This is a genomic window from Pedococcus sp. P2_D9 (genome assembly GCF_056404275.1).
The window spans coordinates 231,134-245,562 of record NZ_JBFUEI010000004.1 but is presented as its reverse complement, the minus strand read 5'-3'; the positions used below and the strand labels follow the sequence as shown (position 1 = coordinate 245,562).

Annotated in this window: 13 protein-coding genes; 2 read left to right on the top strand and 11 right to left on the bottom strand. The window is 71.5% G+C overall.

What is annotated here, in order from left to right:
• Positions 1-29: 29 nt before the first annotated feature.
• The 3 genes from AC1DXJ_RS08535 to AC1DXJ_RS08525 are packed head-to-tail and all read right to left on the bottom strand — an operon-like array spanning position 30 to position 2,734.
• Positions 30-1,028, bottom strand: a complete 999-nt coding sequence (locus tag AC1DXJ_RS08535; RefSeq protein WP_477632550.1) for a co-chaperone YbbN — start codon at positions 1,026-1,028, stop codon at positions 30-32.
• Between the two features lie 15 nt (positions 1,029-1,043).
• A complete protein-coding gene (locus AC1DXJ_RS08530) occupies positions 1,044-2,045 on the bottom strand; it encodes a DUF8094 domain-containing protein (protein ID WP_477632549.1) in 1,002 nt (333 codons plus the stop codon).
• Complete coding sequence (locus tag AC1DXJ_RS08525; protein ID WP_477632548.1) at positions 2,042-2,734, bottom strand: hypothetical protein; 693 nt, start codon at positions 2,732-2,734, stop codon at positions 2,042-2,044. Before AC1DXJ_RS08525 ends, AC1DXJ_RS08530 begins: the two co-directional genes overlap by 4 nt.
• Before the next feature lie 147 nt (positions 2,735-2,881).
• Between AC1DXJ_RS08525 and AC1DXJ_RS08520 the strand changes: the two genes are divergently transcribed.
• On the top strand, positions 2,882-3,523 hold the full coding sequence (locus AC1DXJ_RS08520; protein WP_477615097.1) for a TetR/AcrR family transcriptional regulator: 642 nt from the start codon (positions 2,882-2,884) through the stop codon (positions 3,521-3,523).
• Between the two features lie 58 nt (positions 3,524-3,581).
• Here AC1DXJ_RS08520 and AC1DXJ_RS08515 read toward each other — a convergent pair whose 3' ends face one another.
• From AC1DXJ_RS08515 to AC1DXJ_RS08480, 8 genes are all read right to left on the bottom strand, one after another.
• Entirely contained in the window at positions 3,582-5,321 is a 1,740-nt protein-coding gene (locus AC1DXJ_RS08515; protein WP_477632547.1) for an acyl-CoA mutase large subunit family protein, read from the bottom strand.
• A 70-nt stretch (positions 5,322-5,391) separates the two neighbouring features.
• On the bottom strand, positions 5,392-5,907 hold the full coding sequence (locus tag AC1DXJ_RS08510; RefSeq protein ID WP_477615095.1) for a MarR family winged helix-turn-helix transcriptional regulator: 516 nt from the start codon (positions 5,905-5,907) through the stop codon (positions 5,392-5,394).
• 10 nt (positions 5,908-5,917) lie between these two features.
• Complete coding sequence (locus AC1DXJ_RS08505) at positions 5,918-6,661, bottom strand: ABC transporter ATP-binding protein (RefSeq protein WP_477636824.1); 744 nt, start codon at positions 6,659-6,661, stop codon at positions 5,918-5,920.
• Positions 6,654-7,529 carry an ABC transporter ATP-binding protein gene (locus AC1DXJ_RS08500; protein WP_477636823.1) on the bottom strand — a complete coding sequence of 292 codons (876 nt, stop codon included), beginning with the start codon at positions 7,527-7,529 and terminating at the stop codon, positions 6,654-6,656. The genes AC1DXJ_RS08505 and AC1DXJ_RS08500 overlap by 8 nt, the downstream gene beginning before the upstream one ends.
• Before the next feature lie 20 nt (positions 7,530-7,549).
• Positions 7,550-10,669, bottom strand: a complete 3,120-nt coding sequence (locus AC1DXJ_RS08495; protein WP_477636822.1) for an FtsX-like permease family protein — start codon at positions 10,667-10,669, stop codon at positions 7,550-7,552.
• 177 nt (positions 10,670-10,846) lie between these two features.
• Positions 10,847-11,155, bottom strand: coding sequence for a thiamine-binding protein (locus tag AC1DXJ_RS08490; protein ID WP_477615091.1), 309 nt, complete (start codon positions 11,153-11,155; stop codon positions 10,847-10,849).
• Positions 11,156-11,218: 63 nt separating this feature from the next.
• Positions 11,219-12,226: a GNAT family N-acetyltransferase gene (locus AC1DXJ_RS08485; protein WP_477636821.1), complete on the bottom strand. Its 1,008-nt coding sequence runs from the start codon at positions 12,224-12,226 to the stop codon at positions 11,219-11,221.
• Positions 12,227-12,297: 71 nt separating this feature from the next.
• Positions 12,298-13,812, bottom strand: coding sequence for a serine/threonine-protein kinase (locus AC1DXJ_RS08480; RefSeq protein ID WP_477636820.1), 1,515 nt, complete (start codon positions 13,810-13,812; stop codon positions 12,298-12,300).
• 90 nt (positions 13,813-13,902) lie between these two features.
• On the opposite strand from AC1DXJ_RS08480, the gene AC1DXJ_RS08475 reads away from it, so the two are divergent.
• Positions 13,903-14,370, top strand: a complete 468-nt coding sequence (locus AC1DXJ_RS08475) for a group II truncated hemoglobin (protein ID WP_477636819.1) — start codon at positions 13,903-13,905, stop codon at positions 14,368-14,370.
• Positions 14,371-14,429: the final 59 nt, after the last annotated feature.

Genomic DNA, 14,429 nt, shown 5'->3' with positions numbered 1-14,429 from the left:
GGCTCAGCAGGCGCACCGAAAGTGGAGCCTCAGAACAAGGCGCTCATCAGGGACGTTCGTGCCTTGCGGACGCGCTCGTCGTGCGAGCCGACCACGGCGAAGAGCTGGAGGAGGTGGTTCTTCGCCTGCTCCCGCTCCTCACCGGCGGTTGCCCGCACGAGGTCGATGAGCCGCAGGAACGCGTCCTCCACGTGCCCACCGAGGACGTCGAGGTCTGCGACCAGGCCCTGCGCGGCGACATCCGTGGGGTGCTCGGCGGCCGCTGCGCGGGCGCCTTGCAGGTCCGCACCCTCGGTGCGCTGCAGGAGGCCGACCTGGGCGAGCCCCAGCTCAGCCTCGGCGTCGGCGGGGTTCTGCTTCAGCGCCTGCTGGTATGCCGCCGCGGCACCGTCGAGGTCGCCGCGCTCGATGGCGTCGTAGGCCTCCTGGTGCAGGGGCGGGAGCTGCTCCTCGACCTCGCCGCCTTCGGCAGGCTCGCCCGCGCCGGCGATGTCGACGCGACCCGCCACACCGTGCTGCACCGCCAGGCCGAGGAACTCGTCGAGCACCGGTCGAAGGGCCTGCTCCGGCTGGATCCCGGCGAACAACGGCACGGGCTGGCCCTGGATCAGCCCCATGGTGACCGGGACGCTCTGCACCTGGAAGGCCCGCAGCAGGGTGGGGTTCTGCTCGACGTTGACGCTGACGACCTGGAACCGGCCTTCGTAGCTGCCCGCGATCCTGACCACGGTGTCGAGGTAGTCGCGCGACTCGGGGATCTGGGCAGCCCAGAGGACCAGCAGCATCGGGACACCCACTGAGGCGTTGGCGACCTCCTGGAAGTTGGTGTCCGTGCCCTCGACGACGACGCCTGCCCGACCGGCGACCCCCGTGGGAGCCGGCGTCCCGGTGGCGTCGGACGCACCTGCACCACCCGCCGCGGTCGCCCCGGGGGGCGCGGTGGAGGCGGCCGACGGGGTTTGACCCCGCAGTGCGGTGAGGTCGACGGCGCCCCGGAGGCCACCTGTGGTCAACGGCTGATCACTCATGGCGGTGATTGTCCCTCACGCGCCCTTGGCCGAGAACAGCACCTCGTCGACGGCGACGAGCTGCGCCTTCCCCTCGGCCGGCACGGTGAACACGACGGTCTCGTAGGACTTGAGCTCGGCGCTCTTGGTGAGGGTCTTCTTGCGCACGAGTCGTTGGAAGTCGGCGCTGGGCGTGAGCGACTTGCCGCCGGGGCGCAGCGTGATCGTGTCAGTGCGTTCCAGCAGGCCGAAGACGAGGGCTCCGCCCCCGCGCAACGCGATGGCGACCGTGCTGTCCGGCTCGACGGTGTGCGTCTGCTTGAGGGTGGCCAGCTTCCCGAAGGTCTTGGCCTGTTCGGCCGCGTGGGCCCGGATCGCCGTGGAGAACGGTTCCGCGGCGTCGACATGGGGGTCGGCGACCGGCTTGGGGAAGGCGAGACTCGCGGCATACCCCTTGAGCAGGTCGGCGGGCTGCACCGCGAGCCTGGTGGCCGGGGTGACCATCGGCGAACCCGTGGTCAGCGAGTCGAGAGCCGCCACCGTGGCGCCGGGCTGCATGGGCGCGGCGGCGCTGAGCCGGAACGGCGTCCTGGCGTCCGGCGAGACCAGGAGGTTCAGGACCGCGCCGTTCTCCGCCGTGGTCGTCTGGGCGAGGATCAGGCGGGGCCAGCCCGCGCCCCGCGAGACCCCGAGGACCTTCGGCGGCTCGGTGCGCCTCATCGGTGCGGCGGTCGGCGTGGCACCCGTCTGGAGTCGGCTGGCGGCGTTGGCGACCGCGAGGGCGCTGCCCGTGAGCGCCTCCGCGCGGAGCGTCGCGGCATCGGCCGGCTTCGCCGCGCCCGCGTCGGCGGCCTTGGTGAGGACCCGGCTGGCGATGGCTTCGGCACTCTGCGCCGAGATCGGCGCCGTGGCGGCGGCCTGCGAGGGCGCGTCGTGCACCCCCACCATGCCGGAACCGGCACCACAGCCCGCGAGCACCAGGCTCAGGGTCACGCCCAGGGCGCCGATGAGCGCAGCGCGGGGGGTCGAGCCGCTCATGCGCGCACCTCCTCGGTGGGCGCGTCGGTCCCGTCGCCTTCGGTCGGGGCTGGGGTCGAGTTCTCGGTCGGCCCCTCGGTCGGGCTCTGGGTGCGACGCGGCCGGTTCTGCCACAGTCCAGCTCCACCAGCCGCGGCGGCCAGGAGGCCGACGAGCGTGACGAGCAGCGCCTGGAAGAACCAGGTCCGGCGCTCGACGGTGACCGTCAGCGAGCTGAGGTCGACCGGCTTGCCATCAGGTGCGGCGATGACGACCGACTCGGGGGCTCCGGCCTGGTCGACCGTGAGTCGCACCCTGCCCTCGCCGGTGGCGGTCTGGCGCCAGATGTCGGCCGTGTCGAGCTGGGGCGCAGCGCCGGCGCCGGACCGCGACTGCACCAGGCTCCAGTCCCTCACGTGGGCCCCGCTGACCGAGGTGTGGTCGGCGGCACCGACGATCGCCTTGGCGTCCGTGGGGCTCGTCCGGCCCATCCAGATCTGCGTCCCCGAGGGGCCAACGGCCGTGATGCTCACCGGGCGGTCGACGCGGTTGAGCACCGACGGTTCGATGACGACGACAGCGCCCTTGGGGGGAACGGACCGGAGCACGGCGCTCCCGGAGGACCCGAGGTGGACGGTGAACCAGGCTCCGACGACCAGGAGCACGAGTCCGATCACGGTCACCGCGGCGAAGAGCGCGCGTTTGGCCACAACCGACACAGTAGAAATCCTTACGTGAGTGGGCCGACACGCGGGAGCTCCCCGCAGTCGGCAATCACACCACCATGACCCAGGTTGGTCCATGACGACAAATCCCCAACGCCTGAAATCACGTCGTCGGTGGCATGATCGCCCGTGATGACCTCACGTTCACGGCACGACCGAAGTCGCCGCCCCGGGCGCCCCCGTGAGGAGGCGACCGAGCAGGCGATCACCGCGGCGGCGCGACAGGTGCTCGCCGACAAGGGCGTGGCCCGGATGTCGATGGAGCACGTTGCCGCCAAGGCGGGTGTGGCCAAGAGCACGCTCTACCGGCGCTGGCCCTCGAAGGTCGAGCTCGCCGTGCACGCCGTGGCCGCGACCTTTGACGAGATCGAGATCGAGGACAACGGCTCGCTGGCGGCCGACATGCGCGCCGGCATCGGCGAGGCAGCGCGGCTGCTGCGCGACCCCTCCACCGGTGGTGCGTATGCCGCGTTGCTGGCCGAGTCGGCCCGTGACCCCGAGGGGGTCGGCCAGAAGGTGCGGGAGTCCCTGTCGACGCGCTTGCACGCCCTGGTGGCGACGTCCGTCGAGCGCGCGATCGGCCGCGGCGAGATCCGACAGGACATGATCGACGTCGACTTGCTCGCCGACGTGGTCGTCGGCTCGGTCATGCACCGCGCCCTGGCGACGGGTGAGCCCGACGAGGCCTTCATCGACGGCCTCATCGCCCTGCTGGCCGACGTGGCCTACGCGCGGCTGCGGCGCGAGCAGCGCGAGCCCGCCGGGGAGCCCTGACCCGACGCTCCCGATCCGGCGCGCGGCACAAGGCCGCCACGCGGCATACCCCGGTCGGTCAGAAGCGGGCGGGCTCGCGGTAGACGCCCCACTCGTCGCGCAGCGCGTCGCAGATCTCGCCCAGCGTCGCCTCGGCGCGCGCCGCATCGAGCATGGCGGGCACCATGTTTCCGCTGGTGCGGGCCACCTCGACCATGTGCTGCACGGCAGCGCGCACGGCGTCCTCGTCGCGGTCCGTCTTGCGCGTCTTGAGAGTGGCGACCTGCTCGCGCTCGACCTCGTGGCTGACGCGCAGGATCTCGAGCTCGTGGGTGACCGAGGCGGTGTGGCAGTTGACGCCGACGACCTTCTTGTCTCCCTTCTCCAGCGACACCTGGTACTGGAAGGCGGCCTCGGCGATCTCGGACATGAACCAGCCGTCCTCGATGCCGTGCAGGATGCCGGAGGTCATCGGGCCGACCGCGTGGTCGACGCCACCCTCGGCGTTGCGGGGCTTGCCGAGCTCACCCATCGCCCTGATCTTGTCGAAGATGGCTTCGGCTTCGGCCTCGATCTTGTCGGTGAGGGCCTCGACGTACCAGCTGCCCCCGAGCGGGTCGGCGACGTTGACGACGCCGGTCTCCTCCATGATCACCTGCTGGGTGCGCAGGGCGATCTCGGCAGCCTGCTCGCTGGGCAGCGCCAAGGTCTCGTCGAGCGCGTTGGTGTGGAGGCTGTTGGTGCCACCCAGGACAGCCGCGAGCGCCTCGACGGCGGTCCGGACCACGTTGTTGTAGGGCTGCTGCGCCGTGAGCGACACCCCGGCGGTCTGGGTGTGGAACCGCAGCCACTGGGCCTTGTCGGTCTTCGCGCCGTAGGTGTCGCGCAACCAGCGGGCCCAGATCCGGCGCGCGGCACGGAACTTCGCGATCTCCTCGAAGAAGTCCAGGTGGCTGTCGAAGAAGAACGACAACCCGGGGGCGAAGGTGTCGATGTCGAGGCCACGCGACAGGCCCAGCTCGACGTAGCCGAACCCGTCGGCGAGGGTGAACGCGAGCTCCTGCGCAGCCGTGGAACCGGCCTCGCGGATGTGGTAGCCCGAGACCGACAGCGGCTTGTAGTCGGGGATGTTCTCGGCGCAGTACTCCATAAGGTCGCCGATCAGGCGCAGGTGCGGCTCGGGGGCGAACAGCCACTCCTTCTGGGCGATGTACTCCTTGAAGATGTCGGTCTGCAGCGTTCCGTTGAGGACGCCCAGGTCGACACCCTGGCGCTCGGCGGCGACGAGGTACATGCAGAACACGGGGACGGCCGGACCGCTGATCGTCATCGAGGTGGTGATGTCCTCGAGCGGCAGCTCGTTGAACAGCACCTCCATGTCCTTGGCGGAGTCGATCGCGACGCCGCAGTGGCCGACCTCGCCGAGGCTCATCGGGTCGTCGGAGTCGCGCCCCATCAGGGTGGGCATGTCGAAGGCCACCGAGAGGCCACCACCCCCGCGCTCCAGGATCATCTTGTAGCGCTCGTTGGTCTGCACCGCGTTGCCGAAGCCGGCGAACTGCCGGATCGTCCAGGTGCGGCCGCGGTAGCCCGTCGGGTAGAGACCGCGCGTGAAGGGGTACTCCCCCGGCCAGCCGATCCGCTCGGGCACCTCGGAGCCGTCGGTCGGCCCATAGACGGGCTCCACGGGCATCTGCGAGAGGGTGGTGAAGTCTGCGTCCCGCACCTGCCCCTTGGCCTGGGCTGCGTCATAGCGGGCCTGCCAGCGGGCAGCGCCGTCGCTCGTCGCGGGGGTGGTGGGTGCGGGGTTCTCGGGCATGGCGCCAATTTACTAGGACGTCCTAGTAAATGTCACGCCAGAGCTCCCCGGGGTATGCCGGGGGGCTGGGTCAGGCGTCGAAGTCGGCGGCGCCGACGCGCACCTTGCGGAGCAGGTCGAACAGCTGTTCGTGCTCGGCGGCGGTCAGCATGCCGAGACCGAACTTCTCCTTGACCAGGTCCGCGGTGGCGGCCTCCATGGCCTCGCGTCCTGCCGGCGTGATCACGGCGAGGGTGCCTCGACCGTCATCGGGGTTGGGCAGGCGTTCGACGAAACCCTGGGCATCGAGGCGCTGGATGATGTTGGTGGCGCTGGTCGGGTGGACCATCAGGCGCTGGCCGATCTTGCTCATGCCCAACCGGCCGTCGCGGCTGAACGCGAGCAGCACCAGCGCCTCGTAGCGGGCGAACGTCAGGCCGTGCCTGCCGACCAGGGCGTCGTAGTCCGTGATCAGCAGCTGCTGGACGCGCATGATCGAGGTCGCGCTCGCCATCGCCAACGGCTGGGAGGTGCGCCCCCAGCGCCTGGTCCACAGCTGCGCCGCGCGCGTGATCGGGTCGAACGGCAGGCGAATGGGCTTCGGCACGCGCAGCAGGCTAGCCCGCGGGGAGTCGGACGGTCTCGAGCTGTCCATCATCGAGGCGGATCTCGCCGTCGGCCTCCTCGGCGGCCTCGGGGTCGTGCGTGGCCATGATGACGATCGCGCCCCGCCGAGCCTCGGCCCGCAACAGCGCCAGGACGCGTTCACGGTTGTCGTGGTCGAGCTCGGAGGTGGGCTCGTCCGCGAGGAGCACCGTGCCGCGCAGGGCAAGGCCACGAGCGACGGCCACCCGCTGCTGCTGGCCACCGCTGAGCTCCTCGGCCAGGTGGCTGCCGGACTCGTGCAGGCCGACCGACTCCAGTGCCTCCTGAGCGCGACGCCCGGCCTGGTCGGAGCGCACCCCACGGGCCAGCAGCGGCAGTGCGACGTTCTCCTGGGCCGAGAGGAGCACAGCGAGGGCGCTTCCCTGCGGGATGACCTCGATGCCGAGTCGCGCGGCCTGGGCCCGGTCCCGGACGACGTCGTCGCCGAGGCGCACCGTGCCCTCGCTGGCCACAGCGCCACCGATGGCCCACAGCAGCGAGGACTTCCCAGCGCCACTGTGACCGGTGACCGCGATGAACTCCCCGGCATAAGCCTCCAGGTCCGCGCCTGCGACGGCGACCGTGGACCCGTAGCGCACGGTGACGCCCTCGACCCTCAGGGGCGGCGACTCGACGCGCCCGTGGGCTCGGTCACCCCCCAGCCGGCCGTCGTCGATCGCCCCGCTGTCCGTGGACCACTCGCGCCGGTCACCCACCCGTCTCACCCCTGCCTTCCGGAATCAGCGTCCAGACACCGTCGACCTCGTGCACGCGCACCAGGGCGCCCGGGGGGAACGCCCCCACGGCTGCGGGCGGCAGGGGCAGCGAGCCGTCCGCGGACACCACGGCATACTCCTCGCCGGAACGGCCCTCGCCACCGACGCGGCCGTCGCGGATGGTGACCGTCCGCGGCAGCCGCGCGGCCACCTCGGGGTCGTGGGTCACGACCACCACGGTGGTCCCCCACTCCTGGTTGACCCGGTGCACCGTGTCGAGCACGAGGTCGCGGGACGAGTGGTGCAGCTGGGAGGTCGGCTCGTCGCCCAGCAGCAGGCCCGGCCTGCTTGCGAGTGCCACGGCCAGGGCGGCGAGCTGCAGCTGACCGGGCGGCAGCGAGTCCAGCGGTGCGGTCGCGGCGTGGCCCAGACCCACGAGCTCCAGCACCTCTCCGGGAGGCGGCACGTCGCGGCCGGCCCTGCGCGCGGAGGTCTGGGCGAACTCGACGTTCTGGCGGGCACTGAGATAGGGCAGGAGGTTGCGGGCAGCGCCCTGCAGGACCAGCCCCACCTCCGCGGCCCGGAACCGGTCGAGGTCGGCTTCGGTCATCGTCGACAGCTCGTGCTCGCCGACCAGCACGCGCCCTGCGCTGGGCCGCATGAGCCCGCCGAACAACGTCAGGAGGGTCGACTTACCGGCGCCGGACGGCCCCAGCAGCCCCACCACCTCTCCGGGGTGGACCGTGAGGTCGACGCCGGACAGGGCGGCCACGTCATGGCCCTCGGCGCGGTAGATGTGGACGAGGCCGCGCGTGGTCACCCGCAGCCCCCGAGTGGCCACCCCGGTCCTGTCGCTCGTGGCGGTCACAGGGACTCCGTTCGTGGCGGTCACAGGGACTCCCGGATCCGGTTCAGGGTGATCCTGCGACCCGCTCCCACTGCGGCCAGCCAGCCGACGGCGACGAGCACCGCTGCGGCCACGACGGCGGCACCGACGATCGCCACCGTGGCCGGCTCCAGCTCCAGGGCCGGCACGGGGTCGGCTGAGCTGTCGAACAGCGGGACCAGTGGCATGGCGACGAACGAGCTCACCGTGCCGCAGACGACCCCCACCACGGTGCCGACCAGGACGAGCACCACTTGCTCGCGCACCAGGGATCTCCGCAGGGCCTTGAGCGGGACGCCGGACATGTGGAGGGCAGCCAGGTCACGGGCCACCACGCGCCAGCCCGTGACCGTCATCACGAGGACCACCAGGGCCGCGAGGAGCACCCCCATCGCACCGGTGAAGGCAGCCAGTCGCAGGCCCTGGGCGGAGGCGGACTCGTCGAGACGGTCCTTGGCCGCGATCACACTGTGCCTTGCGAGGATGCCCACCCCTTGCGCGCGGAGGCCTTGGGCCACGGCGTCGGCCCTTGCGGGGTCGGCGACCCAGACGGACAGGGTTCCGCTGTCGGGAAGGCGGCCGCCGAGCCGGGCCAGCGTCTCGTAGTCCACCAGGACTCCCTGCTTGCCCAGGACCGGCAGGGTGGAGACCGTCTGCTGGGCGGCGGCCGTGAGGGGTGCACCGTTGATGCCGATGGCGTCGAAGCCTTGCGCCGTCCCACCCGGAGGTACCGGCCCGGCCAGCAGCCCGGGCAGGACGGCCGGGACGTCGGCGTGGGAGAGCTCGACCGCAAAGCCGGTGCTGACGAGCTCCAGGGCGAGCGTGTCGCCGGCGGCCGGCACCTGCTTCAGGACGTCGCGGCTGCTCGTGGCCGGCGCAACGAACGGGTTCCACTGGGTGGGGGCCGCGACGTCGAGCGACTTCCCGTCAAGGCCGAGCCCCGTGATGCTCAGCGTGCCGCTGACCTCGCTGACCTGCTGGTCGGTCTTGCGGAACTCCAGCCCGTCGAGCCGGCACCCGTCCGGGCAGAGCAGCAGGGCGTTGAGCGCTCGGGAGCCCTTGCCCTGCAACGGGATCTGCCCGATGACCCGGGTGAGCCGCTGACCCTGCGGTGTCGTCACGGAGATGCGCAGCTCCGAGGGCTCCTCGGACCCCGGGCCCACGCCGGGTGGCAGCGGGTTGCCGGACTGGCCGCTGGGCCGCTGGCTCGTCTCGCCCTCGGGCGTGGTGAGGTCCCAGGCGACGCGTCCGGTGACCCGAGTGCCGACGAGGTGCACGGGCGCAACGTCGGGAGGGGCCAGCTCGCCGAGTCGGTAGGACTCGCCCGGCGGGGCGAACGACGTCTCCTCGAAGTCCTTGGTGACCACCGCCATCGTCGCGGTGGCGCCCCGGTCGGTCCACCGGACGATGGCCACCGGACTCGCCTCGGCGCCGGTCGGGTCGATCGCCCGCACGGTGGTCAAGAGGCTGGCGGGGTTGCGGCTGTCGGTGTCGATGACGGCCGGTGCGCCGGTCTGCACCTGGGCACGAGCTGTCCAGTTGCGATCGCCCACGACGAGCGCATTGGCGGCGAACACGGTCAGCGCAACCGCGACGCTGACCACGGTGACCACCTTGCGCAGCGTGGGTCGACGTTCGAGACCGAAAGCGGTGAGGGCGGGACCGATCCGCCCCCGCCGCAGGTTGGCACGACCGCTGGCGGCCGCGACCGGGACCGCCAGCCGTGAGGCGACCAGCCCGGCGGCCAGGGCGATCAACGTCGGCGTCACGAGGGCCAGCGGACCCTCGAGCGAGCCGGTGGCCAGACCGATGAGCCCGAAAGCGGCGAGCGCGACGGCGAGGACGTCCACGATGCCGAAGGCGCGGACGCGTTCGCGCGACACCCGCCGGAGCAGGGCCGACACGGTCTGCTGCTGGACCGGCCTGGCCGCCAGCCAGATCGCCACGGCGCAGACGACCGCCGACGCAGCCAGGGCTGCAACCGAGGACCACGGCACCTCGAACGGGACCCCGTCGGGCAGGAGGAACCACCGGACGAGGGTCGTCAGGAAGAGCGCCAGGAGGAATCCGACGGGCAGCCCGAGGGCGACTGTCACGGCGAGCTCCCCCATGACGATCCGGCCGGCGCCCTCCCTGCTGCGGCCGCGCAGTCGTGCCAGGGCCACCTCGGGGCGTCGCTGCTCCACCGCTGCCTGGGCGACCAGCAGCAGGATGGCGGCCGCCAGCAGCCCGAGCTGTGCCATGAGGAGCGGAACGATGACCTGCAGCTGGTGCTGGCCCACCCGGATCCCGTCGATGATCGAGGGCAGCTGGGTCTCGACGAGCGCGCCGTCGATCCCCTGCCCCGCGACGCGGTTGCCGCCCCTGGCTGCCAGGACGTCGGAGATCTGCTGCAGGTTGCCCAACGTGAACAGGTCCCGGCGCAGCGGGAGGGTCAGCGAAGCCTGCGCCACGCTCCAGTCCTTGGTGAACGTCGCCTCGGGTGTCACGAAGTCGTCGATGGCCGGCACCTGCTCGGTCCCCACGTCGACCAGCGACCCGGACTTGCCGTCGAGCTGGGTCCGCAGCCAGTAGGCCTCGTCGGGGACCACCTCGTAGGCCCCGACCACGGTGAGGGTGGTTCTGGGCTTGACGCCCTGGCCGAGACCCGGCACCGAGGTCTGGAAGGTCTTGCCCAGGGGCCACTTCCAGGCGGCCAGGTCCTTGGCGGACACGAGGACCTCACCGACCGCCTTGGGGCAGGCACCCGTCGTGACGGTGAGGTGCTCACACACGCGGTCCCGCGCGACGAGGTCGCCCGGCGACGGCTTCAGCCCGGCCCGCGGCACGATGTCGATGGCATCCGACAGCTGGCCGATGGGCTCGCCGTAGAGCACCCGCACCGACGCGGGGACGTTGCCTGCGAGGTCGGCACTCCCGAAGTCGGGGTTCGCCGTTCCTCGGCCGCTCCGGACCACGAGGGCCGTGTCGGCGACGCTCGCCGCGTTGATGCTCGTCCGCAGCAGCGACTGCTCGAGCGCCCGCTGGTACAACGGCGCGAAGACTGCACACGTGGCGATCAGGGCCGACAGCAGGACGAGGACGACCGCCTGGGCCCGGCGATATCTGATCGCAGCCCACATGCCGTCAGTGCCTCCATGCTTCCGCGCGTCCCGGTGAGTTCCCCTGGGCACCGGCAGGTCTCGCCCGCGTCCCGTTCGACCCTAAAGGCGATTCATCCGGCAGTGGAGCACATTCCGACAACGATCGACGCGCAAGCGGGCCGACTGCCGCAGGGTTTTGCGGACGGAGCGCCCCGGCTACTTCTGGGCGTCGATGGCTGCCTCGAGGCGGTCGAGCTTGGCGGTGAGCTCACCGGCATACCCGTCCCGGATGTCGGCCTTGAGCACGAGGCTCACCCGCGGCCCGAACGCGGCCACGGCGTCGACCGCACCCTTGACCACGGCCATCACCTCGTCCCACTCCCCCTCCACCTCGGTGAACATCGAGGAGGTGCGGTGCGGCAGGCCCGACTCCCGCACGACGGTGACGGCGGCGGCGACCGCCTCACTCACCGAACCGGCGGAGTCGGCGGGCACGGACGGGGCGACGGAGAAGGCAACCAGCATGACCCCACCGTATGCCGCGTGGCCGGCACCGTGGCATGCGCCCCGTCCGGTGCCGCACGCCGCTCAAGGCTGGCGGAGCAGGAAGGCCGGGGCCACCTCGACGGCACGGAAGCCGAGGCTCTCGTTGATCGACACCATGTAGCCGTTCTGCTCGGCGTTGCACGTCACGATGCGCGTGCGTTCCGGGCCGATCCGGGTCTGCAGCTCCTTGAGGCCGCGCGCCTTCATCGCCATGCCCAGGTGGTGCCCCCGGTGCCCGGCCGTGACGAGCGTGCCCCACTGCCAGACGTTGGGCAGGTCCTCGGGCGGGATGACGAGGTCGCTGAACCCGACCACCTCGCCGGCATCCGTGACGGCGAGGGTCGAGATCTTGCGACGACCCATGCGCCGGCGCTGGTCCTCGTGGATGCGGACCAGCTCGGGCGTGAGCGACTCGGGCTCGAACTCGAGCTCACCACCGGGCGCCTCGACGGCGAGCTGGTTGTGGGCCGCGCACATCGACGGCAGCAGCTCGTCGGGGACCGGGTCGTCGAACGTCACGATGCGGTAGCCCTCGTGGTGCTGAGCGGCCTCGTTCATCACGGCGTCGAGGTCGATGTCCTCGACCGGCAACGTCCGCACCCGGCGGATCTCGGTGTTGGCGAGGGCGAAGCCGTTCTTCTCGGCGAACCGGCGGTAGGGGTGGTCCTCGCGACGGTCGAACGGGTAGGACGTCTCCATCACCAGGTCGGTGCGGTGGTCCGCACGGCAGATCGCGATGAGCTCGGCGAGGACCGCAGAGCCGATGCCCCGGCCACGTCGCTGCGGCTCGACCCACGGCATCAGCCAGGACAGGTGGGTGTTGTCGTTGGTCGCGGAGAACGCGATGCCGGCGCCGACGATCTCCTCGCCGTCGACGGCGACCACACAGTCCTTGCGTTCGGAGGGGTCCTCTTCGGTGAGGTCGATGCGCATCTCGTCCAGCCCCCACGTCGTGGCGTAGGGACGCTCGAAGCGCTCGGCAGCCTCGCCGATCTCGTGGAAACGGACAAGCTCCGTCTCGTCGAGAGGGTTGAGTCTGCGGATCTCCATCCCTCGACGGTAGGCCCGCGGACTCGTGGCCCGCCAATGGTTTTCCGGGCGTGGCGGTCAGGGCGCAGGGGTCACTGCAGGGTGTCGCTGTCGATCAGCCAGGAGTCGCCGTCCCTCACGACGGTCAGCTTATGGGTCTCGTCGCTCTTGCTGTCGTCCTGCCTGGTGAAGGTCAGCGATGCCGTCACCACGCCGGTGTCGGCGTTGGACTGCACGTCACCGACGTCGACCGACTTGATGCCGCTCCAGAACGCCTCGTAGCCCGCCCGACCCTTGGAGTCCTGCTGCATCTTCGGGGTCAGCTGGGCGAACGTGTCGTCCCGCTTGCCCTGCTTCGTGACGTCCCGGTAGTAGGACTCGATGAAGCGGGTCAGCTGCGCGTCGGACTTCGGTGGAGCGGTCGTGGTCGTCGACGTCTTGCTGGTCGAGGAGCTGGACGAGCTCGACGAGGAGCTCGACGGCGTCTCGGTCTGGGTCTGGGTCGACGTGACGGTGGTCGTCCTGCCCGTGTTGGGGGTCTGGCTGCCGAAACCGTCGGTGAGCGCGTAGGCGATGCCGAGCCCGATCAGGGCGAGGACCAGCAGGGCAACCACCCAGCCCAGTGCGCGGGGACGCTCGTCCCCGCGCGGCTCGGCCTCCCGGGGCGGGTATGCCGTGGGCGGCGGCAGGGGCGGCGCCTCCAGTCGCTGGGTGGTCTCGAGGGGTGCGGCCAGCACCTCCGTGGCCCCGGCGGCGGCAGCCCCCGCTCCAGGGAGGACGGCTCCCGCGGGCAGCGCCATGGTGGTGTCGCCGGCCGCGATCCGGCCCAGCCGTTCGGAGGCGGTGGCCATGTCCCAGCGTTGTGAGGTGTCGTGGTCCATCATGGCCGCGATGGCGCCACCCAGCGGGCCGGCCTGCTCCATCGGGCGGGCCTCACCACGCGCGATGGCCTGCAGGGTGGCGAGCGGGTTGGCCTGCGACTCGTAGGGCGGCTGGCCCTCCACCGCGTAGTACAGCGTCGCGCCGAGGGCCCAGACGTCCGTGGCGGGAGTCGGGTCGCCCCCTCGCGCCAGCTCGGGTGAGAGGTAGCCGGGCGTGCCGGTCATGAACCCCGTCTGGGTGAGCTGGTCGTCCGTGTGCGCGCGGGCGATCCCGAAGTCGCTGATCTTGGGAGTGCCCACGTTGTCGATGAGGATGTTGCCCGGCTTGATGTCCCGGTGCACGATCCCCCGCTCGTGCGCACGAGCGAGGGCACTCGCCACGGCGGACCCGATCGCCGCGACCCGCGTGGGCGGCAGCGCGCCGACCTCGTGGATCTTCTCGGCCAGGCTCTGCCCCTCGACGTACTCCATGACCAGCCAGTGCGAGTCGTTCTCGTCCACGACGTCGAAGACCCCGACGGCGTGGGCGTCGTTGAGGGAGGCCGCGATGCGGGCCTCGCGCATGGCCCGTGCCGCCGCCGCGGGCTCGCCCGGGAGCGCACCGATCTGCTTGATGGCCACCTCGCGGCCCAGCACGGTGTCGCGTGCCAGCCAGACCGTGCCCATTCCACCTCTGCCGATGGAACGGAGCACCTCGTAGCGTCCGGCAATCACCTGGGGCTGCACTCTGGTCCTTTCGGGTCGGGTCCGGGCTTCACCCTATTCGCCACGGGTGCACCTTGACACTCCACGTGACCCTCGTGCGAGGCTGCCGGGATGCGGCCGAGCCTGTACGAGTTCGCCGGGGGCGACGAGGCCTTCCTCGCCCTGGCCCGCGCGCACCACGAGCGCTGCGTCGCCGATCCGCTGCTCAACCACCCGTTCAGCAAGGAAGACCTCAACCCCCAGCACGTCGAGCGGCTCGCCGCCTACTGGGCCGAGGTGCTCGGGGGCCCACCACGGTTCTCGGAGCAGCTGAGCGACCAGTCGTCGATGCTGCGGATGCATGCCGGCAACGGCCCGGGGATGCTCGAGCTCGGGCCGCTGTTCGTGGAGTGCTTCGTCGCGGCCGCCGACGACGTGGGGCTCCCGGCTGACCCCGAGTTCCGGGCGGCCCTGCGGGCCTACATGGAGTGGGCCGTCGCCGACGTCAACGAGTTCCACGACGAGGACGCGACCGTGCCCGACGGCCTGGGTATGCCGCGCTGGGGCTGGGACGGCCTGGTCACCTCCGGCCGCGACTGACCCCGGGCCCGTTGTCCGGACGATCCGCCGTCACAGGACCCGGCGGTCCCTGAACGGCG

What these genes read in the sequence shown, in the direction of transcription:
- AC1DXJ_RS08535 (WP_477632550.1), bottom strand. Translation starts at nt 1,028, where the DNA reads ATGAGTGATCAGCCGTTGACCACAGGTGGCCTCCGGGGCGCCGTCGAC.
- AC1DXJ_RS08530 (WP_477632549.1), bottom strand. Translation starts at nt 2,045, where the DNA reads ATGAGCGGCTCGACCCCCCGCGCTGCGCTCATCGGCGCCCTGGGCGTG.
- AC1DXJ_RS08520 (WP_477615097.1), top strand. Translation starts at nt 2,882, where the DNA reads ATGACCTCACGTTCACGGCACGACCGAAGTCGCCGCCCCGGGCGCCCC.
- AC1DXJ_RS08515 (WP_477632547.1), bottom strand. Translation starts at nt 5,321, where the DNA reads ATGCCCGAGAACCCCGCACCCACCACCCCCGCGACGAGCGACGGCGCT.
- AC1DXJ_RS08495 (WP_477636822.1), bottom strand. Translation starts at nt 10,669, where the DNA reads ATGTGGGCTGCGATCAGATATCGCCGGGCCCAGGCGGTCGTCCTCGTC.
- AC1DXJ_RS08490 (WP_477615091.1), bottom strand. Translation starts at nt 11,155, where the DNA reads ATGCTGGTTGCCTTCTCCGTCGCCCCGTCCGTGCCCGCCGACTCCGCC.
- AC1DXJ_RS08485 (WP_477636821.1), bottom strand. Translation starts at nt 12,226, where the DNA reads ATGGAGATCCGCAGACTCAACCCTCTCGACGAGACGGAGCTTGTCCGT.
- AC1DXJ_RS08475 (WP_477636819.1), top strand. Translation starts at nt 13,903, where the DNA reads ATGCGGCCGAGCCTGTACGAGTTCGCCGGGGGCGACGAGGCCTTCCTC.